The organism is Streptococcus sp. VT 162, from assembly GCA_000688775.2.
GTDB lineage: Bacteria > Bacillota > Bacilli > Lactobacillales > Streptococcaceae > Streptococcus.
On sequence record CP007628.2, the window covers coordinates 1,967,953 to 1,994,169 of the forward strand.

Genomic DNA, 26,217 nt, shown 5'->3' on the forward strand with positions numbered 1-26,217 from the left:
GATTTTTCCTTAATCTGTAGTAAATGTAAGTGTTACAGTTCCAGTCTGAGTTGTCAGCTTCGAAGTATCAATCGTTTGATTGTCCACAGTCACAGTAACTCCCTTCACTACACCTAAAGTAATGGTAACGGGATTCTTAGTTGAAACTGTTGTTTTTGCATTCTTATTGTCTGCGGACAGTGTCACACCACCCTCCAGCTCACTTCCTGAAACACTAACCCAACTAGCTTCATCTGAAACTGCCAGTTGAACAGTAGCCGTTTCCTTACTCGTTTTATAGCGAGCCACAATGCGGTTTCCTTCACCTGACACTGTAATAGTTGATTCCGTAGTAGACGACGAACTAGACGTCTGACTACTAGAAGATGAACTAGATGAGGTTGTGGAACTAGTCGAGTTCACAATGCTATAATTAGCTGAAGAAGGACTTGGCTGAGTTTGGATGTAGTTCCAAACATAGTAAGTAACAAAAATTAAAATTGACAAAGCAAATAGGACGAAATAAAACAAGGGGAGATAAGACGTTTTTTTCTTATTTGATCGTCTGCGACCAGACAAGTCTTCTTCATCAACATCTACCTCTTCATAGGTGATCATACTGCCTGAATCGTAGGCATCCAAAACAATTCCTTCATCTAACTCTACTGCCCAGGCATATTTTCTTAAAAAAGAACGAGCGTAGAAGGTGCTAGGAAGTAAATCAAAATCATCTGCCTCCATGGCTTCTAGAAAATGCAACTGAATTTCAGTTTTTTCCTGCAATTCTTCCAGACTCAATCCCTGGTTAATTCTAGCTAAACGTAGAACCTCGCCAATTGTTTTTTTTCTCATACGTACCATTCCTTCTTTCTAGTATTAGTCATCTTTTAAGCTGGAAAGATTGTAAAATCAACTAGATCACCATCATCAATCAAACGATGCCCAGCTTCTAGAACATCCTCCAAAGTAATTTCCTGTAAAATTTTCGGAAAATCAAAAATTGTTTCTCCGCGATCCATCGGATCGTATTGAGTGGCAATAAACTCCAAGGAGTTCATACTGCTGAAAAACTCCCCAAACATCTCACTCTTAACAAGATCTAAATGTTCCTCTGTAATATCCGTATCACTACTAAACTGACGAATCGCTTTCCGAAATTGATGCGACAGAGAAACAGGCTCTTTGGTATCCATCGTCAATATCACAAAATGAAAGCGACTGTTGACTTCAACCTCAAGTGACAATGACGCGTCTAACTTCCCAGACTCATATAACCTTTGAAAACGATCAGAAGTCCAACCAAACATCATCGTAAATAGTAATTTCAATAAAATATTGTAACGATAAGACTCAGCTTCTGTTATTTGCCCATTACCTCTAATCGCAACAGCAAGTTTGGGTGAAGAAACTTCCATCCGAAGGCTATCTGTTTTCTTCACAGGCTGCAAAAGGAGTTGCTCTTTTGAAACCATAAACTGGTTTGAAACTTCCTTTCCCTTTTTCGAAAAGTATTCCTCAACAACTCTTACATCAATATTTCCAACTAAAAACAGTGACATATTGACAGGTTTGTAAAACTCTGTAAAGTTCTCTTTTAAATTTGAAACTTGAATCTCAGAAATTGATTTTTCACTTCCAACAATGTCTATTGCTAAAGGAGTATCAGGATAAAGGTTGGCTAATGTTGCAAAAAACAAGCGTGAGTCTGGATCATCTTGGTACATTTCTCGTTCTTGCTGGATAATATCCTGTTCCCTCAAAATAGACTCTTCTGTAAAATGAACACCTCCGACTAACTCATCTAGCAAATCTAAATTCTCTAATAGATGGTCAATTGTTGAAAAAAGATAGCTGGTCTTAGTAAAGCTTGTAAAGGCATTACTGTCCGCACCTAATCGAGTAAAAGCAGCCATTATATCCTCCGAATTTTCTCTTTCAAACAATTTATGTTCAAGAAAATGTGCAATTCCTGCTGGATGATGACGTAAACCTTTTCCCAAGCTTGTATAAGTTGCATCTACAGAACCAAATTGAACTGTTACAATCCCATAAACCTCATTGAAATCTTGCTTAGGGAGTAAAGAAACTGTCAACCCATTTGACAATTTTGTTTTGTAGACTGTTTCCTTTACAGCAGGATAGTATTTTTCTTCAAAAGTAACCTTTGTCATTCTACTCCTTCCATAAAGTAAATCGCTTGTAACTTCAAACTATTGGCAGCTTTACATACAGCTTCTTTATCAACACTCTCTAATTTTGCCACCAATCGATCAATGTCAAAGCTTGATTTCCCCAATAGAGCATTCAAATAGACTCTTTCAACTAGGGCCTGTTGATTATCTTGAGCCATCAACAAAGATCGTCGAATCATCTCCTTGGTTTGTTCAAGCTCAAAATCTGTAAAGTTGCCCTTTTTCAAATCTAGCAACTGATGATTCATCAATTTTCTAGCCTGATTTCGATTTTCTCTATCAATACCCGCATACATCCTTAACAGACCACTAAACAAATCCAATTGACTAGAGACTGTATAGGCTATTCCAGCATTTTCACGAACATTTGTAAAAAGTTTCGAATGTGCAAATTCACCCAACAAACCATTCATAACAAGCATGGGCAAATGCTCATCATCACCATATTTTACAGGAGAATGATAGCCTAATTCCAAAATAGATTGCCCAACATTCCTCTGAAACATTCCTTCTCGTAGAACATTCAAATAAGATTGATGGTACTGGATAGTGACGCCGTTCTCTCTAGCTGTAAAGGGTAATGACTTCAGTGATTCTGTAATTTCTACTTCATTAAAATCACCTAAGAAAAAGAAATCAATACGATCATTTTTCAGAGTATTTTGAAAGCACATGTAGCCACTTTCCGGAGACTCATTTAAAATGCTATTTCGTAAATCACTGTATCTCAATTGAAGACGCTCATCATGGAAGAACAAGCTATCCAACTCCTTATGAGCAAAATAAAATGAATCATCCATATCAGTAGCTAGACTAGCCAATAACTGTTTTCTTTCAATTTCAAATAAAGCTGGCTCAAAAGCACCATCTTGAGCTAAGGGAGCAAATAAAGTCTGTCTCACCAATTCCAAAATTCGAGAAGTCAAGACATTCTTTTTGCTTAAAAAATCATCCCTCACATAAGTAAATGTTAAGTCAAGAATATGTGCCTGTCCCCTACGATAAGCACTTGTGGAAATATCTGTTCCATATAAACTTGCCAAGTATCTGCGAAATGCTTGTGATGTGGGATAAGCTTGATTTGCCGTCTCCAACATACTAGCACTTAACATGCGTCCTGCTATTGTCTCAAGAGATAAGGGAGCAGTAAAACGAATAGTGATTTTATTTGTTTTAAACTTTTTGGATTGAACAAAATGTGCTGAAATTCCAGGCACTAATTCCATACCTTACCTCCTTACATATAGAGTTCTATTATACCACGAAAATCAAAATTTTTCTTGTTCTCTTTATAGCTTTAAAGAGTAAAACCGTTTTCATTTCAACTAACTTTCCTTCAGCTATTTCAAGGAAAATATGGTATAATACCAAAGATTGAGGTGAATTATGGAATACAAATTATTTGAAGAATTTATTACGCTCCAAGCCCTCCTAAAAGAACTTGGAATTATACAAAGCGGTGGTGCTATCAAATCCTTTTTAATGGATCATCAAGTTTACTTTAATGGTGAGTTAGAAAGTAGACGTGGGAAAAAAATTCGTGTTGGAGATACGATTGACATTCCTGATTTAAAGATTGACATCACCTTGACACAACCAAGTTTAAAAGAGCAAGAAGAGTATCAAGCAGATAAGATTGAGAAAGAGCGAATTGCTAAACTTGTCAAAGAGATGAATAAAGGTGTCAAGAAAGAAAAACAAAAAACTTCTTCATCACCTAAAACCAAACAAGTTCCACGTTTTCCAGGAAGATAACCATGTGGCTCCAACATTTAACAATTAAAACCTTTCGAAACTACAAAGAGGCAAAAATTGATTTCAATCCAAAATTAAATGTCTTTCTAGGTCAAAATGCACAAGGAAAAACCAATATTCTAGAGGCAATCTATTTCTTAGCCTTGACACGTAGTCATCGGACTCGTACAGATAAAAATCTCATTCATTTTGATAACGAGCAACTCCATCTTTCTGGCTTGCTACAGAAAAAAACAAGCTCTATCCCTCTAGAAATTGATTTAACACCAAAAGGGCGTGTGACTAAGGTCAATCACTTAAAACAAGCGCGCCTATCAGACTACATTGGACATATGAATGTTGTCCTCTTCGCGCCTGAAGATCTCCAGCTAATTAAGGGAGCACCTTCTGTCCGTCGAAAGTTTATAGACATCGAACTGGGACAAATTAAACCAATCTACTTGTCAGACTTGTCAAACTATAACCATATACTCAAGCAGAGAAATACTTACCTAAAATCCAGCCAAAAGATTGATGAAACATTTCTGTCAGTCTTAGATGATCAGTTAATAGATTATGGTTGTCGTGTTATAAAGCATCGGATAAAATTCATTAAAGACTTAGAGAAATTTGGCCAAAAAAAACACTTAGAAATTTCAAATAAATTAGAAGAACTGTCAATATCTTATCAATCATCTGTCAACTTCACTAATGAAGAACAGCTAACAAGTTCCTTTAAAATTGCTTTAGATAAAAGCAGATCCAGAGATTTATTTAAAAAGAATACTGGAGTTGGCCCTCATCGAGATGATATTTCTTTTTATATCAATGGTATGGATGCTAGTTTTGGAAGCCAAGGTCAACATCGTAGCCTTGTTCTTTCTATAAAACTGGCGGAAATTGAGCTAATGGAAAGTATTACCAATGAGTCTCCGATACTACTGCTTGATGATGTTATGAGCGAACTTGACAATACACGGCAACTAAAATTACTAGAAACCATTTCTCAATCTATCCAAACCTTTATTACAACAACAAGTTTAGACCACTTACAAAACTTGCCAGAAAACCTTAGTATTTTCAACATTCAAAATGGTAAAATTTCTGTAAATCAACATTGACAACTTTGTAAACAAAAAGGACTCCTGAAAATCAGGAGTTCTTTTTTACTACTTACATAGAGTAGTTTGGTGCCTCATTAGTGATTTGTACATCATGAGGATGGCTTTCTTTTAGACCAGCTCCAGACATTTCAATAAATTGAGCGTTGTCATGTAATTCTTTAAGGTTAGCTGCACCACAGTAACCCATACCAGAGCGAATACCACCAATCATTTGGAAGACAATATCAGCTGCTGCTCCTTTATAGGCAACACGACCTTCAATTCCTTCTGGAACAAGTTTGTTTGCTTCATTAACAGAACCTTGGAAGTAACGGTCACTTGAACCTTTCTTCATTGCAGCGATTGATCCCATACCACGGTAAGTCTTAAACTTACGTCCTTGGAAGATTTCCGTTTCACCTGGCGCTTCGTCTGTTCCAGCAAACATTGATCCAAGCATAACTGCATTACCACCTGCAGCAAGGGCTTTTACAATATCTCCAGAGTACTTGATTCCACCATCAGCAATGATTGTTTTACCATATTCACGCGCAACTGCTGCTGCATCATAGATTGCTGTCACTTGTGGGACACCAACCCCTGCAATCACACGAGTGGTACAGATAGAACCTGGTCCAATACCAACTTTGACAACATCTACACCTGCTTCGTAAAGAGCACGCGCTCCCTCAGCAGTAGCAATATTTCCAGCAATCAAAGTACGATCTGGGAAGTGAGCACGAATCTCAGCAATTTTACGCAAGACACCTGCAGAATGACCATGTGCAGTATCAATAACAATTGCATCCGCTCCTGCTTCAAAAAGGGCTTCGGCACGTTCAAATGTATCTGAAGTAACACCTACCGCACCGGCAACTAGAAGACGACCAAACTCATCTTTAGCAGCATTTGGAAACTCAATCACTTTTTCAATATCTTTAATAGTAATCAAGCCAGAAAGACGACCTTCTTCATCAACCAAAGGAAGTTTTTCAATACGGTGTTCTTGAAGAATGCTTTCAGCTGTTGCAAGGTCTGTACCAACAGGAGCAGTAACAAGATTTTCACTGGTCATATGGTTTGAGATTGGCTGATTGTAATCTGAAATAAAGCGAAGATCTCGGTTTGTTAGAATACCAACCAATTTACGATTTTCAAGTGTCTCCACAACTGGAACACCACTGATACGGTAACGTCCCATCAGTTCATCTGCTTCAGCAATCGTGTGTTCTGGAGTCAAAAAGAATGGATCAATAATAACACCATTTTCAGAACGTTTTACCTTGCGAACTTCATCTGCCTGTTGCGCAATAGACATGTTTTTATGGATTACTCCAAGACCACCTGCACGAGCAATGGCAATAGCCATTTGACTTTCTGTGACTGTATCCATGGCGGCTGTTATAATTGGGATATTTAAAGTCAGATTATCTGCCAATTTTGTTGTTAAATCTGCATCATTAGGCAACACATGACTTTCTGCTGGAATGAGCAATACATCATCAAAGGTAAAACCTTTTTTTAAAAATTTAGTATCCCAATTAGACATTCAAGTTTCCTCTTTTCTTTCTTTTTGAGCTTGACTCTTTTTGTATTGTATCTATCATACCATTCTATGAAAATTTGTCAATTATATTTATGGTAGAAATCATAAAAAAACTATCCCTGTGATCCTATGGAAGAGATAGTTTTACGATTCATATTTTATCTATTATTTAAAATAATTTAGTCCCATTGCTCCCTTAACTTCAGATAGAGTTTGCCCCGCAACCTCACGCGCTTTCTCACTACCTTTTTGAAGCATATTGTACACTTCTCCCATATCCTTAGCAAATTCGATACGGCGCTCACGAATAGGACCAAGTTCGCGTTCTAATATTTCAAGTAGATAACGTTTCGTCTTCACATCACCAAGACCACCACGTTGATAATGTTCTTTCATATCCGCAATTTCTTGAGCATCTTCTGGACGACCAAACACATCTAGATAATGGAAAACCATGTTTCCTTCAATCTTACCTGGATCCTCCACTCGAATATGATCCGAATCAGTATACATGCTCATGACTTTTTTACGCAACGTATCCGCATCATCTGCTAGATAAATACCATTATTAAGGGATTTAGACATTTTAGCATTTCCATCTAGACCTGGCAAACGCCCTGCTCTCTCATTTTCTGGATAAATACCTTCCGGCTCCACCAAGACCTCACAATTATAAGCATGATTAAAGGAACGAACAATCTCACGAGTTTGCTCAATCATTGGTTTCTGATCTGTCCCAACAGGAACATAATTAGCCTTGAAGGCAGTAATATCTGCTGCTTGCGCAATCGGATAAACCAGAAATCCTGTCGGAATACTTTCTCCAAACCCTTTCTGAGCGATCTCTGTTTTCACTGTAGGATTGCGCTCTAAACGTGCTAGTGACACCAAATTCATATAGTACATAGACAGTTCAGCTAACTCTGGAATCTGACTTTGAATAAAGATGGTTGATTTACTTGGATCTAATCCAACTGCTAGGTAATCTAAGGCAACATTCCCAATCGATTCTACAATCGTTTGAGGATCTTTGGCGTGATCTGTCAATGCTTGTTGGTCCGCCAAAAAAACAAACATCTCATACTTGTCTTCTTCCTGCAGTAATACTCTATTTTTAAGACTCCCAACATAATGTCCAATATGCAGTTTTCCTGTTGGGCGATCTCCTGTTAAAATAATGGGTTTCGTCATTTTTTTCTCCTTCGAAATGGTCTCTTCAATTATAGCATTTTTTTGTTAAAATAACAGAAAATTATTTAAATCAAACGACTAACTCTTTGTAAATAAACCTGTAAATTTAATTGACATAAAATTGACAAACAAAAATTTGAATATTTCTCTCTTTTCTAGTAGAATAAATATATTACATATTATAGGAGAAAAACATTGCTTACAGTATCTGATGTTTCACTACGTTTTAGTGATCGCAAACTTTTTGATGATGTCAATATCAAATTTACAGAAGGAAATACATACGGATTGATTGGTGCTAATGGTGCTGGAAAGTCTACATTCTTAAAAATCTTAGCTGGTGATATCGAGCCAACAACTGGTCACATCTCTCTTGGTCCAGATGAACGTCTCTCTGTTCTCCGTCAAAATCATTTTGACTATGAAGATGAACGAGTTATTGATGTTGTCATTATGGGAAATGAAAAACTTTACAACATCATGAAAGAAAAAGATGCCATTTACATGAAGGAAGATTTTTCCGATGAAGATGGTGTTCGTGCAGCCGAACTCGAAGGTGAATTTGCTGAACTTGGAGGTTGGGAAGCAGAAAGTGAAGCGTCTCAACTACTTCAAAACCTAAACATTCCAGAAGAATTGCACTATCAAAACATGAGTGAATTGGCCAATGGTGAAAAAGTGAAGGTTCTCCTTGCTAAAGCCTTATTTGGTAAACCTGATGTTCTTCTTTTGGACGAGCCAACCAATGGTTTAGATATCCAATCGATTACTTGGCTAGAAGACTTCTTGATTGATTTTGATAACACCGTTATCGTAGTATCCCACGACCGTCACTTCTTAAACAAAGTGTGTACTCATATGGCCGACCTTGACTTTGGGAAAATCAAACTCTATGTCGGAAACTATGACTTCTGGAAAGAATCTTCTGAGCTCGCTGCTAAATTACTAGCAGACCGTAATGCCAAGGCAGAAGAAAAAATTAAGCAATTACAAGAATTCGTTGCTCGATTCTCTGCCAATGCTTCTAAGTCAAGACAGGCAACGTCTCGTAAAAAAATGCTTGACAAGATTGAATTAGAAGAGATTGTGCCATCTAGTCGTAAATATCCATTTATCAACTTTAAAGCAGAACGTGAGATTGGCAATGATCTCTTGACAGTAGAAAATCTAACTGTAAAGATTGATGGTGAAACCATCCTAGACAATATTAGTTTCATCTTGCGTCCAGGTGATAAGACAGCTCTTATTGGACAAAATGACATCCAAACAACTGCATTAATTCGTGCAATTATGGGTGACATTGACTATGAAGGAACTGTCAAGTGGGGAGTTACTACTAGCCGTTCTTACTTGCCAAAAGACAACTCGGCTGATTTTGCAGGAGGAGAGTCAATCCTTGACTGGTTGCGTCAATTTGCAAGTAAAGAAGAAGATGACAATACCTTCCTACGTGGTTTCCTTGGTCGTATGCTCTTCTCTGGTGATGAGGTTAACAAACCTGTAAACGTCTTGTCAGGGGGAGAAAAAGTACGTGTCATGCTTTCAAAACTCATGCTCTTGAAATCAAATGTCCTTGTACTTGATGATCCAACAAATCACTTGGACTTGGAATCTATCTCAAGCTTGAACGATGGATTGAAAAACTTTAAAGAATCAATCATCTTTGCCAGTCATGACCACGAGTTTATCCAAACTTTGGCAAACCATATCATTGTTTTGTCTAAGAATGGCGTCATTGATCGTATTGATGAAACCTATGATGAATTCCTAGAAAATGCAGAAGTACAAGCAAAAGTTAAAGAACTTTGGAAAGACTAAAAGACTTCAAAACTCAGTTGGGGTAACCAACTGAGTTTTCTATCATTCTATGAGGTAACATGAAATCATTTTTTAAAACATATTGGACCTATTTTGTTTCTTTTATCATTCCTGTAGTAATTATGACCGGAGTATACCTAACTCAAGGTATCTACTGGAATAGCGATACATCTCCACTATTAGGAGACGGTTTCCATCAATACGTTATTTTTGATGTGGCTTTACGAAATATTTTACATGGAAATGGTAGTTTGTTTTACACCTTTACAAGTGGCCTCGGACTGAATTTCTATGCTCTATCTAGTTATTACTTGGGTAGTTTTCTCTCACCTCTGGTTTACTTTTTTAATCTGTCGAATATGCCAGATGCTGTTTATCTGACCACTCTCTTAAAATTTGGATTGATTGGTCTGTCAACCTTCTTTAGTTTGACTAGATTATTTAAAGATATCCCAAAATTTTTAAAACTTGCCTTATCTACTTCCTATGCTCTAATGAGCTTTACCATTAGTCAGTTAGAGATAAAAACCTGGCTAGATGTTTTTATCTTGATTCCTTTAATTATAACTGGTTTATACCTACTTATAACACAAAAGAAGCGCCTACTATACTTTACAAGTTTGTCAATCTTATTTATTCAAAATTATTATTTTGGGTATATGACAGCATTGTTTCTTATTTTCTGGTATCTCTGCCAAATTTCTTGGGACTTTAAAACTCGAAAATCATCTTTTCTTGATTTTGTTGTTACCTCCTTTTTAGCTGGAATGGCTAGTTTGATTATGACTCTTCCTACACTGTTTGATTTACAAACTCATGGAGAGAAGTTGACTGCCATCACAAAATTAAAGACAGATAGTAGCTGGTATTTGGATATTTTTGCAAAACAATTCATTGGATCTTTTGATACAACTAAATATGGATCTATACCAATGATTTTTGTTGGATTGCTTCCTTTTATTTTGACTATTCTATTTTTCACAATAAAATCCATAAGGTTTCACGTGAAACTTGCCTATGCAATTTTCTTTACTTTTTTAATAACAAGCTTTTACATAGAAGCACTTGATTTATTTTGGCAAGGGATGCATACCCCAAATATGTTTTTGCATCGCTATGCTTGGATTTTTTCCACTCTGTTAATTTATACTGCAGCAGAAGTCTTAAATCGTCTGAAAGAACTGAAGCTATGGAATCTATTTATCTCACTTTCTCTTGTACTAACAGGATTTTTGGCTACTGTCTATTTTAAATCACACTATTCTTTTTTAACTGATTTGAATATCCTGCTCACTCTTGAATTTCTACTAGTTTATGCTCTTTTACTTCTTGCAGTCATTAGAAAATTTATCTCTATAAATCTATTTGCAATTCTTTTGTCTTTATTTATAACAGTTGAGATAAGCTTAAATGCTTCATCTCAAATGGAAGGAATAGCTAAAGAATGGGCCTTTGCTTCTCGTAATGCCTATAATAGAGATATCACCGCTATGGAATCCATTCTAAACCAAATTGACAATCCATTTACACGTACTGAAAAACTACAAATTCAGACGGGAAATGACAGTATGAAATTTAACTACAATGGAATCTCTCAATTTTCGTCTGTACGAAATCGTTCAGCTAGCACTAGTTTGGATAAACTGGGATTCAAATCCTCTGGAACCAACCTCAATCTCCGTTATGCAAATAATAGTCTTTTAGCAGATAGTTTATTTGGAATCCAGTACAATATTTCTGAAACTTCACTTGATAAGTATGGCTTTCAAGAGATTTATCAAAAGGATCATTTAACCTTATATAAAAATCAACTCTCTTTACCCATTGCCTTTACCACTCAATCTATTTACACCGATGTAAACTTTAATAATCACACTCTAGATAATCAGGCTTTATTTATAAACCAGCTTGCTAATCTCAACTTAGATTACTTCTCCCAAATAGCATATGATAAAACAGATACTTCAGATGGTTTAACGAGCATCACAGGTTCTGTGAATGAAGATGCAAAGATTGATTATCAAATTGAGGTTCCTCAAAATAGTCAAGTCTATCTCTCTTTTTCAAATCTTCATTTTACGAATGATAAACAAAAGAAAGTTGACATCATTGTCAACGGTGAAAAAAAGACTTTTACAACTGACAATGCATTTAATTTCTTTAATTTAGGTTATACTGAAGAACAAAAAACTTTCAATATCAGTATTAGTTTTCCTGGAAATTCTCAAGTATCATTTGAATCACCGACCTTCTATCGTTTAGATACTCAGGCTCTTACTGAAGCAATCCAAAAAATTAAAGAACAACCTGTAGAAGTATCCACCTCTAAAAATAAAGTCTTTGCTACATATGAAGTAAAACAAGATACCTCTATTTTCTTCACTATTCCTTATGACAAAGGTTGGTCTGCATACCAAGATGGGAAAAAACTTGAAATCAAGCAGGCTCAGACTGGTTTTATGAAAGTTGATGTTCCAAAAGGAAAAGGCACCATTACACTTTCCTTTATCCCCAATGGTTTTGTTATTGGAGCAGCCTGCTCACTAACTGCCCTTCTTCTTTTTGGGATCTATAATCACAGACGAAATTTATCTAAGACAGAAAAAGATTGACCAATTCCTTGGTCAATCTTTTTAATCTTCTTCCATTTTCTTAGGTTGATAAGCTAGCATACCTAAAGCAGTAAAGAAAGCTAGAGTTATAATAAGGAAAATCACTTGATGATGAATATTTCCTGTCATAGAGATTGTTTGTCGTAAACCTGATACAGAGTAACTCATTGGTAACCAAGGATTGACACCTTTGAAGAAATCATTTGTCAAAGCAAGTGGATAGGTCCCTGCACTTGATGCTAACTGTAATAAAAGTAAAATAAGAGAGAAGAAAGCTCCTATACGGCTATTCCAAGTTGTTAAAGCTGTCACCATAGACATGAAAGCTAAACTTGTGATTATAATTAGAATCAAGGTCCTCATCTCATGGTTCGCAGTCAATCCAATAAGATGGACACCTCCATAAACTAAAACACCTGCTAAGACAGCTATAATCCCATTTATTTCAGAGCGAGACTTCAACCAAGCCCAACGACTCTCTGGATGACGTCCAGAAGGCAACTTAGCAAAAATCATATTGGTAGATATAGCAGCAACAAAAAGAGCAACTGATATCATATAAGGAGCCATAGCAATCCCATTTACAGGGACTTGGTCATTATCTGTTTTTGCGAGAACTAGAGGTTCAGATAATGTTTCTGCATTTTTAGATTCTGTCGAAGCTGATTTAAGTTGATTGTTAGCATTGCCTAATCCTTGTCCTAATGAATCAACTCCTGTCTGTAAATCTTCAAGACTAGAGGTTAAGGTTGTTCCACCAGCTGATAGTTTTCCAGCACCATCTGCTATCTTCATAGCGCCACTTCCTAGTTGGGATGCTGCAGAAAGTAACTGTGTTGATTTGTCTGTTAATTGACCAGAGCCAAATTGTAATTTAGTAATACCTGCTATCAGCTCTGGACTCTTATTATTCAATTGAGCAGAACCAGATGACAAACTTTCTATACCTGATACTAATTCTGGAGCTTTTCCAGCTAACGCATCTACTCCAGCTGTCAAGGTTGATGTATTTTCTGTCAACTTACTTGATCCAGAAACTAATTGATCCAGACTAGTTGTTAAACTTGCATTCTTTTCACTTAGTTGATTAGCACCTATAGAAATAGTATCCAATCCTTTAGTGTAGTTTACAACTCCTTTTTCAATTGACTGACTTCCAGGAACTAACTTATTATTTACAGAAGTTTGTAATGTTGTAAATCCATTTGACAAGGTTGTCAAGGAGCTAGATGCTGCAGGTAAGAGTTGATTTGCTTTCGTCTGCACATCAGATAGATTAGAGACTTGTTGTTCTGAATTCTCTATACTTTCTTTTAATCCCCCTACTGTCGTTAAAATTGTTTTTGCTGACTCAATAGTAGAATTAGAATTTTTAGAAATAGCTTCTGTCAATTCTTTCTTTTGTTCCTCTGTAAGAGATTGATAAGTAGCTGTTGATTGAAGGTTTGCAAGAGTTTTCTCTTGTTCTGTCTGACTTTTGGTCACAATATCCTGAGCAAGAGTTGTTAGATTTGGCAAAGCTTCTGACAATGTACTTTTCAGTTGAGTATTATCTGATATTGTAAGAGCTTGTAGTGTTTTATTTAGTTCTCCTAAGCTTGTTGCCAATTGCGCTATTTCTTCATTTTGTTGAGATGAGGACTCTAATTGGCTTGAAATTTCTTTAATACCAGTATTTAATTGCTCCATTCCATCTCTTAGTGTATCTGATTGATTGGATAATTGACTTGTTCCGTTAGAAAGTTCTTTCACACTACTTGTATAAGCATTTACACCAACTGAAAATTGATTGAGACCTGTATCCAATTGTGAAACCCCACTTGTGTAGGACTTTATACCTGTATTTAGCTGATTTACACCTGTCACCAACTCAGGAGTTTTTGAAGCTAATTGACCAAGTCCAGTGTCAACTTGTGAGACAGCATTTGTATAACTTTGTAAACCACTATTAAAAGTTCCTAAACCAATATGTAATTGCTCTATAGCAGACACATAGCTAGATAAGCCTTTTGTAAATTGATCCGCTCCATTTGAAAAAGTTACAGTTGAATTAGCTAGAGTATTAAGATTTGTCGTCAATGTTTGACTTCCCGTCACCAACTGATCGGCTCCATTAGCCAATTGTTCACTTCCTTCAGCTGCCTTATTTATTCCAGACTTCAAATCATTCATTTTTTGAAATAAAGCCTTAGTGTACGTTTCAGTAACATTAGTAGAGACGGTTTGTTTTAATTGTGTCATTGCAGAATCACTCATCTTACTTGCAATAAAGCTATGCCCACTTGACGTCTGATAATCAATCTGCATCTGTTCAGGATGATTTGTTAGGATAGAAGTAGCTTTTTCAGATAAGTCACTTGGTAAAGTCACTACCATGTAGTAGTCACCATCTTCTAGCCCTTTTTCCCCTTCCTCTTCATTAACAAAGTGAAAATCTAAAGCCTTATTTTCTTTTAAATTAGACACCATGTCTTCACCAATTGTCATTGTCTGTCCATTATAAGAAGCTTCCTTATCTTTATTGACAACTGCCACAGGTAACTCCGATACTTGACCATATGGATCCCACATGGACGATAAAAATATAATGTTGTATAAAGCTGGAATGAGAGAAATCCCTATCATTACAATGATAAAGGTCGGTTTTTTAAATATTGCTTTCCATTCTTTAAACATGTTTCCTCCTTTTTTACACATATTGTCTAAAATTTTGATATAATAGATTATACATCAAAAAATCTAAATTACAAGGTGAAAAATATTTTTTTAGACATATAGTCTATTTTTGTTTACAAGGAGGAATTATGAAAGAAAGTAACAAACGTTTAAAAACAAAACGAATTATCGAAAATGCTATGGTTCAATTATTGATGGACCAGCCCTTTGATCAAATTTCTACTGTCAAGTTAGCAGAAAAAGCCGGAATTAGTCGTTCCAGCTTTTACACTCACTACAAGGATAAGTATGATATGATTGAACTCTACCAAAGTAAGCTATTTCATACCTTTGAGTATATTTTCCAAAAACATGCTCATCACAAAAGAGATGCTATTTTAGAAGTATTTGAATATTTAGAGTCTGAGCCACTCTTGGCTGCACTCTTATCTGAAAATGGGACAAAAGAAATCCAAAATTTCTTGAGAAATAAGCTTCACATTATGCTTAGCACCGACCTTCAGAAACGCTTTATGAAATTACAACTCACTCCAATAGAATTAGAATACAGCAGTATTTATCTAACAAATGCCCTATTTGGTGTTTGCCAGACTTGGATTGCTCACGGAAAAAAAGAAAGTCCGCAAGAAATGACAGACTTCCTTATGAAAATGTTAGGTGATGTTAACTAAAAAAGAACACCAATGGTGTTCTTTTTTTATCTTACTCCGCCAGTAGGACTCGAACCTACGACATCATGATTATGAAATCCTAAACTTTTCTTTTTCATAATAATCTCCCTAATGAAGCCACCCAATCAGGTGGCTTTTTTGTTTGAAAAAACTCCTTAGAAAAGACTAAGGAGAAAGAATCATGTTTTCTTTTTAAGTTGTTGATTTCGATACTGTCTAGGTGTTAAATGATAGTGTTGCTTAAATTGACGGTTGAAGTTTGAAAGGTTGGTGAAACCGACTTGGCTTGCAATTTCTTGAATGCTGAGGTTGGTTTGGACGAGTTTCTCACAGGATTTCTCAAGACGTAACTGGAGCAGGTAGTCCATACAACTGGCTCCAGTATGTTGCTTGAAAATACTCATAAAGTGATTTTTACTATATCCAAATGTTGCAGCTAGTTGCTCGATATGAATGGGTTCTGAGTAATGCTGTTCAAGGTAGCAAATCACTTCTTTTAGTTTTTGGTATTTTTGGTAGGTATCATCTGTATAGTGTCGATTGACATATCGATACTTAAAGAGAAGATGAAGCAATTCGTATAGTTTAGATTTTATGAGTAGGTCGTAGTATATGCCTTTTTCTTCAAGGATAGAAAAGAGGGAAAGAAGGCAGGATTGAATTTGATCATAGGCCTTATCGCCTGGTGATATTTGAGGAGTGAGGCAAAAGTGACCAGAGTGGAGGGGTTGGATATAGCGTTGGCTAAAGCTGTCAATTTGACTTCTACCAAGATAATCTAGATGAATCCGAAAGCTGGTAGAAAATAGTTCTTGATCTTTGTGAGAATAGATAGCATGGAGAGAGGTCGGTTGGATAAGAAAAATATCTCCTTCACGACTTTCAAAGTGTTCTGAGTTGATATGAACGATAGCAGAACCCTTTGTAACGTAAATAATCTCTAGCTCAGGATGACAATGATAGATTGTGTCAGGAGACGTTTTGGATAGGATTTGTTTTTCAAAATCATATGGGAAGTCAGATGGGTTATCTCGTAAGAAACGTGAACGGTCTGCCATGGTAAATCCTCCCAATATTCTATTACTACTTTTATTATACCAAAAAAACTTCCTTATCTAGGAAGTTTTCGAGTTTTAAGCTTTCTTTTTCATATAAAAAATAGTAAGCATAAGTCCAATGAAGGCCAAAGCGATAGCAACATAAAAAGCTACACTATAATTTCCATTATTAGCCATTGCCATTTGAACTGCGACTTTTGGAGCGAAAAATGCTGCTAAAGAATATCCAGTGAAGACGATACCGTAGTTGACTCCTTGATTTACAGGACCGTAATTTTCCATGACGATAGATGGGAAGACCCCCATAACACCACCAAAGCAGATACCAAGTCCTATAATTCCTAAGGTAAACCCAAATTGACCAGGAACGATTGTTAGGGAGAATAAAGCTAGGACAATGACAGAATAGATAATCAATAAGGTCTTTGAACGACCGATTTTATCAGAAAGGGATCCCCATATAAAACGACCACTAGAGTTTGCGATTGAATAAAGAGAGACATAGAGAGCTGCAGTGCCTGCAGAGAGTCCAAACATTGATTGACCGATTGGTGATGCTTGAGAGGCAATCATCAAACCAGAAAAGGCACCAACAAAGAACATGCTAATGATAATGTAAAACAGAGGACTTTGTAGCATTTGTTTCCAGTTTTTATTAGTAGGTCCTTGCTTAGTTTGTACTGGAGCTTTCCAGCCTGCTGGTTGGTAGCCACTTGGAGCTGCCTTGATAAAGAAAATGGCACAGATGATAACAACAATATAGACTAGCCCAATTGTACGAAAAGCAAAGAAGGCATCTTGTTGTTGAATGAGATTGCTTGCGACTGGAGAAGCGATGACTGCGGCAAATCCCATTCCGCCTGTCAGAATTCCAGAGGCTAAGCCACGTTTATCAGGGAAGAGGCGAAGTGAATTGGAGAGGGCACCTGAATAGGCAAAACCTTGACCAAGCCCGGCCATTAATCCATAGGTCAAATAAAGCATGGCTGGTGAATTGGCATAGCCGGTTAAGTAAAATCCGCTAGCAAATAGGAGAGCGCCGAGGGCGATGGTCCATTTTACATAACCTTTGTCAACTAAATAACCTCCAAGAATCATGGGGATAGGGCCGATTGCAGAGTTGATAGCAAATGCTAACATAATATCAGACATGGACCAGCCTGTTGAACTGCTAAGTGGTCCGGCAAAAACAGAAAAGGAATAGACGGCACCTGTGCAAAGAAGAATGGCTGTAGACGCGACTAAAATCCTCCAACGATTGAATGTCTCTTTCATAAAAACATCCTCCTTAAATGTATATTTTTTCACCAAGACTATATCATAGTTAAGGAAGTCGGTCAATAGTTTAAGAAGATATTTTGTTAATTTTTTCACGAACTTGTACTAAAGTACGATAATCTGATAGAATAACACGGTCTTTATTATCAAGGATTTACAAGATTTTCTAAAGTAGTATAATGAAAGTAGATTAAATAAATGAAAGGGGTACCAAGATGAAACTAGTTGCTATCGTTGGAACCAATTCAGATCGCTCAACCAATCGGAAACTCTTGAAATTTATGCAAAAGCACTTTTCGGATAAAGCTGACATTGAGGTATTGGAAATCAAACAATTGCCAGCATTTAACGAACCTGAGGACAAGCAAGCGCCAGCTGAAGTTCAAGCTTTTTCAGAAAAAATTCTTGCCGCAGATGGTGTGATTATTTCAACACCTGAGTACGACCACACGATACCAGCACCTTTGGCCTCTGCTTTGGAGTGGATTGCTTATACCAGTCGTGCCTTAATCAATAAACCAACTATGATTGTAGGTGCTTCTCTCGGTTTGCTAGGAACATCTAGAGCGCAGGCACATTTACGTCAGATTTTAGATGCGCCGGAGCTTAAAGCGAGAGTTATGCCTGGTACGGAGTTCTTTCTAGGTCATTCTGAGCAAGTACTGGATGATGAGTGTCATTTGAACAATCCTGAAAAGGTTGCAGAACTGGAAGAACATTTTTCAGAGTTTCAAAATTTTGTTGAACTAACAAAGGCTTTGGTCAAACCAGAAGATACAAATCGTAAGAAATCTTTCATTTGGGAAGAATGGTTGAAAGCATGAGTATTTCAAGAAAGGAGAACAATCTATGAAATTAGTAGCTATTGTTGGGACTAATGCAAAAAAATCCTATAATCGCAACCTCTTGCAATTTATAAAAAGACATTTTGCTCAGAAAGCGGATATTGAGATTTTAGAGATAACAGATGTACCAATGTTCAATGAAACAGATGATCAAACAGATACACCTATTATTCAGAAGTTTAATCAAGCTATTTCAGAAGCTGATGGTGTCATTATCTCGACACCCGAGCACAATCATACGATTCCATCAAGTTTGAATAGCTTGCTCGAGTGGTTGTCTTTTAACATTCATCCACTAGACGGAAAGCCGACCATGATTGTCGGAGCTTCCTACGATATTCAAGGTTCTTCGCGTGCCCAACTTCATCTTCGTCAGATTCTGGATGCTCCTGGGGTAAATGCAACAGTTATGCCAGGTAGTGAGTTTTTACTTGGTCGAGCGCATCGAGCATTTGATGATAATGGAGATTTGATTGATGAGCGAACCGTTGATTTCCTAGATAGTTGTTTTTATCGCTTCCTTCGCTTTGTATCTGTTGCAAACCAACTAAACCTTCCTGAAGAAGTCCGCTTTGAACCGGGGACTTACCATGTTACAACTGAAGGCCATAATGGGAAATTACCGATGGATGTCACGGTTTCTGAGGACCGTATTGAAAAAATTGAAATCGATTCTTCTGGAGAATCTTCAGGAATCGCAGATGTCGTCTTTACCCGTATCCCAGCGGAAATCATTGAGGGACAGACCTTAAACGTTGATGCGGTGTCAGGAGCTTCTGTGACTTCAAATGGTGTCTTGGACGGAGTTGCGCGTGCAGTCAAACAAGCCGGTGCAAATCCAGATGTTTTACGGAAACGTTCAAAAGCACTATCTGCTCTAGATAAAGAAGATAAAACCTATCAGGCAGACGTTGTCGTCGTCGGAGGTGGAGGAGCTGGTTTAGCTGCAGCTGCTGTAGTCTTACAAGCTGGTAAGAAGCCGATTATTGTTGAGAAATTCCCAGCAATTGGAGGAAATACTGTTCGTGCTGGTGGTCCAATGAATGCACCAGATCCAGCATGGCAAGGAACCTTCGCAGCTCATCCAGGTGAGGCTCATACGCTTCAAGAATTGATTGCGACAGATGAATCAACGATTGATCCAGAATATTTAGAGGACTTTAGAGCCTTGAAAGTTGAGGTTGAGCAGTATTTGCAGGACCCAAGCTATTTGTTCGATTCTACCTTGCTCTATCGTATCCAAACCTATATCGGTGGGAAACGAAAAGATTTACAAGGAAATGAAATTCATGGCCAATATGATTTAGTATCTGTCCTAACTGAGCGCGCTCTAGAGTCTGTTCGTTGGTTGGAAGACATCGGCGTTGAATTTGTTCGTAGTGAAGTGACAATGCCAGTTGGAGCCCTTTGGCGTCGTGGACATAAGCCGGTTCAACCAATGGGGTATGCCTTTATATCCGTCCTACAAAAATATGTTCTAGAAAATGGTGGCAAGATTTTGACAGATTCTCCAGTTAAAGAATTGCTTGTAAAAGAAGGGGCTGTCAAGGGTGTCAGAGCAGAAGGTCGAAACGGTCAAACCATCATTGTCAATACAGATGCTGTTGTTCTAGCTTCTGGAGGATTTGGTGCCAATACAAAGATGCTACAAAAATACAATACCTACTGGACTGAAATTGCAGATGATATTGCTACATCTAATACACCAGCTGTAACAGGAGATGGTATTCTTTTAGGGCAAAGTGTAGGTGCAGATTTAGTGGGTATGGGCTTTAGTCAAATGATGCCAGTATCCGATCCAGTGACAGGAGCTCTTTTCTCAGGACTTCAAGTTCCTCCAGCAAACTTCATCATGGTAAATACTCAAGGGAAGCGCTTTGTAGATGAGTACGGTAGCCGAGACAAGCTATCTCAAGCGGCGATTGATAATGGAGGCTTGTTCTATCTAATCGCAGATGAACGTATCAAGGAAACTGCCTACAATACTAGCCAAGAAAAAATCGATGCCCAAGTCAAAGCAGGTACTCTTTATCGTGCAGATACGATAGAAGAGTTGGCGGTTCAGATTGGTGTGGATCCACAAGTTCTAGTGGAAACGATTAAGAATTACAATTCCTATGTAGATGCAGGTTTTGATCCTGAATTTAATAAAGGTAGTTTTGATCTCAAGTGTGAGGTTGCGCCATTTTACGCAACACCGAGAAAACCAGCTGTTCACCATACAATGGGTGGGCTCAAGATTGATACTTCAACACACGTTTTGAATGAAAACGGTCAGATTATCCCTGGTTTGTATGCTGCCGGAGAAGTCGCAGGTGGACTCCATGCAGGTAACCGTCTAGGAGGAAATTCGCTTACGGATATCTTTACTTTTGGACGTATTGCAGGTCAAACAGCTGTTAAAGAAAATTGTTAGTGATCGATTTGAAAATTAAGGGAATTTTAAGTCTCCTTGTGTATTATATAGATATTAAATAAAGACCTCCTAATACTCTTCGAAAATCTCATTAATGGTTTATAGCTTTTTCTTAATCTGTCTTTACTCATTGTTATCTCCACTCCTCTCAGCATATTCAGAATTTACACTATAAACATTTTTTCCGTGATTTAACTCATTGAGTTGTTTATCAGTATAAGTGTATACCATTAATATTCTCCTTCTGAACCATCTGAATAAATAATTTTTGTGAGTTTACTAGTCTTACCCAAGTGACTATTTAAAAATTCTCGGTCCTCTTTTCTATTCTCTCTTTCTAAGGATACATCAGAAATACGTTTATCATTTTTTGAATAATTAATTTTATATTTTATGCTTCTCTCATTAAAAAATAGTTCAACTACGCAAGTCCAGCTTCCTGGAGGATTTGTGTAGTTTGCATTAGAAAATCTAATTTCTTCAATACCCTCATAACTATCTTTTAAAGTTTCAACCAAACTAACTTCATACTCTCTATTCCGACGCGCTTCTTGAGATTTCCCTAACATACTAAACATAAAAATACCACCTGCTGTGATAATTGCGATTGACAAAACGATTAGTAGCTTTTTACGGCTTTTTTTCATTCCAGAAATATTCATTTAAGCTTTTCTCCTTTTCTCTATTCTACTATGATTTAAAGATAAATAACAGTAGAATAGAGAAAATCAAGCCCTGAATCGCCTGATATTGCTTTGCAGTATGCTATGATTTTATTCAATTTATCAACCAAGCAGACTGAATTGAAAGAGCTGGAAACTACTGCTGAGATCTCTTCTAAACTAATATCGACTGCTTCGTCGTAGGTCAAATTCAATAGATCTATGTTTCGTTTTGAATTCTTCAATATTCAGCCATGTTTCTAGGAGAAGTCTATTCCAGGTCAAGGAACTTACACGATTGCCCCAGACGGCACAGTGACCTTCACTCCAGACAAGCAGTTTGTCGGCAAACCAGATCCAGTCACCGTGAAACGTGTGGATAAGAATGGTACCCCAGTCACTGCAACCTACAGTCCAGAGTTTACTAAGGTGACTCCTACAGGAACTAGCGCAACCAGCACAGGTCCTCAAGGTGTCCCACAAACAGGCCTTTTAAGAACTCATCGGGAATACGTAATTCAATCTCTGCCATGATTTCTTTTAAGTAGTTATCCCAATCCTTTGTTCCCATATATAGAGAAAATCAAGCCAATTGTCACAGATACTGCATCAAACATCAAATCCCGTTACTGGGTCAGACTTAGTGGCAACAACACGGAATTCTTGACCATCTGAGGTAGTTAAGGTGTTGGTTTTTTCTAAATCATCAGGAGATATATTTTCAATGAGATTTGAATTGACATAAGTCCTACCGTTACGCTTAGCGAATTCAAGATTTACACTATATACAGCATAATCCCGATTCAAATTGTTTAACTGCTCATCTGTATAGGAAAATGTCATCATTGTTCTCCCATGCTATTATCTGAATATGTAACAATTACTTTTAAGTCGGTCACTCCTTTGTAATTGTTAAGGAATTGCCTTTTCTCATTGGTCAATGATCCTTGATAATTCTTTTTATCATGGAGTCCATGGCCTATCCTATACTTAGTTTTTCTTTCATCATTAAATTTGATTTCTACATCACAAGACCACGAACCTGGAGGAGTTGTATATTCTGGATTGGAAATCTTAATCTCCTCAATCCCTTCATATGAATTCTTTAAGGCATTTACCAAACTAACTTCATACTCTCTATTTCGACATGGGAGTTAACGGGATCGAACCGCTGACCCTCTGCTTGTAAGGCAGATGCTCTCCCAGCTGAGCTAAACTCCCAAAAAGGAAGTCTCTAAACTTCCTATTCTGCTAAGCGACTTCCATATCTCACAGGGGGCAACCCCCAACTACTTCCGGCGTTCTAGGGCTTAACTACTGTGTTCGGCATGGGTACAGGTGTATCTCCTAGGCTATCGTCACTTAACTCTGAGTAATACCTACTCAAAATTGAATATCTATCAAATACTAAGAAAACCTCACACTTCGTATTCTCAGTTACTTTGGATAAGTCCTCGAGCTATTAGTATTAGTCCGCTACATGTGTCGCCACACTTCCACTTCTAACCTATCTACCTGATCATCTCTCAGGGCTCTTACTGATATAAAATCATGGGAAATCTCATCTTGAGGTGGGTTTCACACTTAGATGCTTTCAGCGTTTATCCCTTCCCTACATAGCTACCCAGCGATGCCTTTGGCAAGACAACTGGTACACCAGCGGTAAGTCCACTCTGGTCCTCTCGTACTAGGAGCAGATCCTCTCAAATTTCCTACGCCCGCGACGGATAGGGACCGAACTGTCTCACGACGTTCTGAACCCAGCTCGCGTGCCGCTTTAATGGGCGAACAGCCCAACCCTTGGGACCGACTACAGCCCCAGGATGCGACGAGCCGACATCGAGGTGCCAAACCTCCCCGTCGATGTGAACTCTTGGGGGAGATAAGCCTGTTATCCCCAGGGTAGCTTTTATCCGTTGAGCGATGGCCCTTCCATACGGAACCACCGGATCACTAAGCCCGACTTTCGTCCCTGCTCGAGTTGTAGCTCTCGCAGTCAAGCTCCCTTATACCTTTACACTCTGCGAATGATTTCCAACCATTCTGAGGGAACCTTTGGGCGCCTCCGTTACCTTTTAGGAGGCGACCGCCCCAGTCAAACTGCCCGTCAGACACTGTCTCCGATAGGGATAACCTATCCGGGTTAGAGTGGCCATAACACAAGGGTAGTATCCCAACAACGTCTCCTTCGAAACTGGCGTCCCGATCTCATAGACTCCTACCTATCCTGTACATGTGGTACAGACACTCAATATCAAACTGCAGTAAAGCTCCATGGGGTCTTTCCGTCCTGTCGCGGGTAACCTGCATCTTCACAGGTACTAAAATTTCACCGAGTCTCTCGTTGAGACAGTGCCCAAATCATTACGCCTTTCGTGCGGGTCGGAACTTACCCGACAAGGAATTTCGCTACCTTAGGACCGTTATAGTTACGGCCGCCGTTTACTGGGGCTTCAATTCATACCTTCGGATTACTCCTAAGCACTCCTCTTAACCTTCCAGCACCGGGCAGGCGTCACCCCCTATACATCATCTTACGATTTAGCAGAGAGCTGTGTTTTTGATAAACAGTTGCTTGGGCCTATTCACTGCGGCTGACATAAAATCAGCACCCCTTCTCCCGAAGTTACGGGGTCATTTTGCCGAGTTCCTTAACGAGAGTTCTCTCGCTCACCTGAGGCTACTCGCCTCGACTACCTGTGTCGGTTTGCGGTACGGGTAGAGTATGTTTAAACGCTAGAAGCTTTTCTTGGCAGTGTGACGTCACTAACTTCGCTACTAAACTTCGCTCCCCATCACAGCTCAATGTTATAGAACTAAGCATTTGACTCAATTCACACCTCACTGCTTAGACAGACACTTCCATTCGTCTGCTTTAGTTAGCCTACTGCGTCCCTCCATCACTACATACTCTAGTACAGGAATATCAACCTGTTGTCCATCGGATACACCTTTCGGTCTCTCCTTAGGTCCCGACTAACCCAGGGCGGACGAGCCTTCCCCTGGAAACCTTAGTCTTACGGTGGACAGGATTCTCACCTGTCTTTCGCTACTCATACCGGCATTCTCACTTCTATGCGTTCCAGCACTCCTCACGGTATACCTTCTTCACACATAGAACGCTCTCCTACCATACCTATAAAGGTATCCACAGCTTCGGTAAATTGTTTTAGCCCCGGTACATTTTCGGCGCAGGGTCACTCGACTAGTGAGCTATTACGCACTCTTTGAATGAATAGCTGCTTCTAAGCTAACATCCTAGTTGTCTGTGCAACCCCACATCCTTTTCCACTTAACAATTATTTTGGGACCTTAGCTGGTGGTCTGGGCTGTTTCCCTTTCGACTACGGATCTTAGCACTCGCAGTCTGACTGCCGACCATAATTCATTGGCATTCGGAGTTTATCTGAGATTGGTAATCCGGGATGGACCCCTCACCCAAACAGTGCTCTACCTCCAAGAATCTTGATGTCGACGCTAGCCCTAAAGCTATTTCGGAGAGAACCAGCTATCTCCAAGTTCGTTTGGAATTTCTCCGCTACCCACAAGTCATCCAAGCACTTTTCAACGTGCCCTGGTTCGGTCCTCCAGTGCGTCTTACCGCACCTTCAACCTGCTCATGGGTAGGTCACATGGTTTCGGGTCTACGACATGATACTAAAGCGCCCTATTCAGACTCGGTTTCCCTGCGGCTCCGTCTCTTCAACTTAACCTCGCATCATATCGTAACTCGCCGGTTCATTCTACAAAAGGCACGCTCTCACCCATTAACGGGCTCGAACTTGTTGTAGGCACACGGTTTCAGGTTCTATTTCACTCCCCTCCCGGGGTGCTTTTCACCTTTCCCTCACGGTACTGGTTCACTATCGGTCACTAGGGAGTATTTAGGGTTGGGAGATGGTCCTCCCAGATTCCGACGGGATTTCACGTGTCCCGCCGTACTCAGGATACTGCTAGGTACAAAGACTATTTTAAATACGAGGCTATTACTCTCTTTGGCTGATCTTCCCAAATCATTCTTCTATAATCTTTGAGTCCACATTGCAGTCCTACAACCCCGAAGAGTAAACTCTTCGGTTTGCCCTCCTGCCGTTTCGCTCGCCGCTACTAAGGCAATCGCTTTTGCTTTCTCTTCCTGCAGCTACTTAGATGTTTCAGTTCACTGCGTCTTCCTCCTCACATCCTTAACAGATGCGGGTAACAGGTAGTACCTGTTGGGTTCCCCCATTCGGAAATCCCTGGATCATCGCTTACTTACAGCTACCCAAGGCATATCGTCGTTTGTCACGTCCTTCTTCGGCTCCTAGTGCCAAGGCATCCACCGTGCGCCCTTATTAACTTAACCTTATTTTCTGACCTTTCAGTCATAAACTCTTTTAATACTACAGCGTTTCGGTTTATTTTCTTGTTACTATTTGATATAGATATTCAATTTT

Annotated in this window: 18 protein-coding genes, 1 tRNA gene, 2 rRNA genes and 1 pseudogene; 8 read left to right on the plus strand and 14 right to left on the minus strand. The window is 38.6% G+C overall.

Annotated elements, in window-relative coordinates; translation table 11 throughout:
• Window positions 1–9: 9 nt before the first annotated feature.
• From V470_09735 to V470_09745, 3 genes are read right to left on the minus strand one after another with little or no spacing between them, the layout of a single operon-like run.
• A complete protein-coding gene (locus V470_09735) occupies window positions 10–831 on the minus strand; it encodes a DNA-binding protein (protein AHZ48685.1) in 822 nt (273 codons plus the stop codon).
• A gap of 35 nt (window positions 832–866) precedes the next feature.
• On the minus strand, window positions 867–2,150 hold the full coding sequence (locus V470_09740; GenBank protein AHZ48686.1) for a peptidase M16: 1,284 nt from the start codon (window positions 2,148–2,150) through the stop codon (window positions 867–869).
• A complete protein-coding gene (locus V470_09745) occupies window positions 2,147–3,397 on the minus strand; it encodes a peptidase M16 (GenBank protein ID AHZ48687.1) in 1,251 nt (416 codons plus the stop codon). The genes V470_09740 and V470_09745 overlap by 4 nt, the downstream gene beginning before the upstream one ends.
• Window positions 3,398–3,557: 160 nt before the next feature.
• Between V470_09745 and V470_09750 the strand changes: the two genes are divergently transcribed.
• Window positions 3,558–3,926, plus strand: a complete 369-nt coding sequence (locus V470_09750) for a S4 domain-containing protein YaaA (protein AHZ48688.1) — start codon at window positions 3,558–3,560, stop codon at window positions 3,924–3,926.
• Between the two features lie 2 nt (window positions 3,927–3,928).
• On the plus strand, window positions 3,929–5,026 hold the full coding sequence (locus V470_09755; protein ID AHZ48689.1) for a recombinase RecF: 1,098 nt from the start codon (window positions 3,929–3,931) through the stop codon (window positions 5,024–5,026).
• 52 nt (window positions 5,027–5,078) lie between these two features.
• On the opposite strand, the gene V470_09760 is transcribed toward V470_09755, so the two are convergent.
• Entirely contained in the window at window positions 5,079–6,557 is a 1,479-nt protein-coding gene (locus V470_09760; GenBank protein ID AHZ48690.1) for an inosine-5-monophosphate dehydrogenase, read from the minus strand.
• Between the two features lie 162 nt (window positions 6,558–6,719).
• Window positions 6,720–7,745 carry a tryptophan--tRNA ligase gene (locus V470_09765; protein AHZ48691.1) on the minus strand — a complete coding sequence of 342 codons (1,026 nt, stop codon included), beginning with the start codon at window positions 7,743–7,745 and terminating at the stop codon, window positions 6,720–6,722.
• A gap of 195 nt (window positions 7,746–7,940) precedes the next feature.
• On the opposite strand from V470_09765, the gene V470_09770 reads away from it, so the two are divergent.
• On the plus strand, window positions 7,941–9,563 hold the full coding sequence (locus tag V470_09770) for an ABC transporter ATP-binding protein (GenBank protein ID AHZ48692.1): 1,623 nt from the start codon (window positions 7,941–7,943) through the stop codon (window positions 9,561–9,563).
• Window positions 9,564–9,622: 59 nt separating this feature from the next.
• Window positions 9,623–12,175, plus strand: a complete 2,553-nt coding sequence (locus V470_09775) for a copper ABC transporter permease (GenBank protein AHZ48693.1) — start codon at window positions 9,623–9,625, stop codon at window positions 12,173–12,175.
• A gap of 21 nt (window positions 12,176–12,196) precedes the next feature.
• On the opposite strand, the gene V470_09780 is transcribed toward V470_09775, so the two are convergent.
• Complete coding sequence (locus V470_09780) at window positions 12,197–14,851, minus strand: membrane protein (protein AHZ48694.1); 2,655 nt, start codon at window positions 14,849–14,851, stop codon at window positions 12,197–12,199.
• Window positions 14,852–14,979: 128 nt separating this feature from the next.
• On the opposite strand from V470_09780, the gene V470_09785 reads away from it, so the two are divergent.
• On the plus strand, window positions 14,980–15,522 hold the full coding sequence (locus V470_09785) for a TetR family transcriptional regulator (protein ID AHZ48695.1): 543 nt from the start codon (window positions 14,980–14,982) through the stop codon (window positions 15,520–15,522).
• Window positions 15,523–15,701: 179 nt separating this feature from the next.
• On the opposite strand, the gene V470_10235 is transcribed toward V470_09785, so the two are convergent.
• Window positions 15,702–16,580 (minus strand): AraC family transcriptional regulator, encoded by an 879-nt coding sequence (locus tag V470_10235; protein ID AHZ48746.1) that lies wholly within the window; start codon window positions 16,578–16,580, stop codon window positions 15,702–15,704.
• A 75-nt stretch (window positions 16,581–16,655) separates the two neighbouring features.
• Window positions 16,656–17,855, minus strand: coding sequence for an MFS transporter (locus V470_10240; GenBank protein AHZ48747.1), 1,200 nt, complete (start codon window positions 17,853–17,855; stop codon window positions 16,656–16,658).
• A 218-nt stretch (window positions 17,856–18,073) separates the two neighbouring features.
• Here V470_10240 and V470_10245 point away from each other — a divergent pair, with 218 nt between their 5' ends.
• Window positions 18,074–18,682 carry an NADPH-dependent FMN reductase gene (locus tag V470_10245; protein ID AHZ48748.1) on the plus strand — a complete coding sequence of 203 codons (609 nt, stop codon included), beginning with the start codon at window positions 18,074–18,076 and terminating at the stop codon, window positions 18,680–18,682.
• Window positions 18,683–18,707: 25 nt separating this feature from the next.
• Window positions 18,708–21,119: an NADPH-dependent FMN reductase gene (locus V470_10250; GenBank protein ID AHZ48749.1), complete on the plus strand. Its 2,412-nt coding sequence runs from the start codon at window positions 18,708–18,710 to the stop codon at window positions 21,117–21,119.
• A gap of 230 nt (window positions 21,120–21,349) precedes the next feature.
• On the opposite strand, the gene V470_09795 is transcribed toward V470_10250, so the two are convergent.
• A complete protein-coding gene (locus V470_09795) occupies window positions 21,350–21,781 on the minus strand; it encodes a hypothetical protein (GenBank protein ID AHZ48696.1) in 432 nt (143 codons plus the stop codon).
• A 315-nt stretch (window positions 21,782–22,096) separates the two neighbouring features.
• Between V470_09795 and V470_10785 the strand changes: the two genes are divergently transcribed.
• Window positions 22,097–22,315 (plus strand): hypothetical protein, encoded by a 219-nt coding sequence (locus V470_10785; GenBank protein ID AJZ74463.1) that lies wholly within the window; start codon window positions 22,097–22,099, stop codon window positions 22,313–22,315.
• 81 nt (window positions 22,316–22,396) lie between these two features.
• Here the strand turns inward: V470_10785 and V470_09850 are convergent.
• The 5 genes and pseudogenes from V470_09850 to V470_09870 form a co-directional block, all read right to left on the minus strand.
• A pseudogene (locus V470_09850) lies at window positions 22,397–22,624 on the minus strand (hypothetical protein).
• Entirely contained in the window at window positions 22,624–22,902 is a 279-nt protein-coding gene (locus tag V470_09855; protein ID AHZ48705.1) for a hypothetical protein, read from the minus strand. The pseudogene V470_09850 and the gene V470_09855 overlap by 1 nt, the downstream one beginning before the upstream one ends.
• A gap of 27 nt (window positions 22,903–22,929) precedes the next feature.
• Window positions 22,930–23,002: transfer RNA gene (locus V470_09860), tRNA-Val, on the minus strand.
• A 29-nt stretch (window positions 23,003–23,031) separates the two neighbouring features.
• A 5S ribosomal RNA gene (locus V470_09865) occupies window positions 23,032–23,147 on the minus strand.
• Window positions 23,148–23,222: 75 nt separating this feature from the next.
• A 23S ribosomal RNA gene (locus tag V470_09870) occupies window positions 23,223–26,127 on the minus strand.
• Window positions 26,128–26,217: the final 90 nt, after the last annotated feature.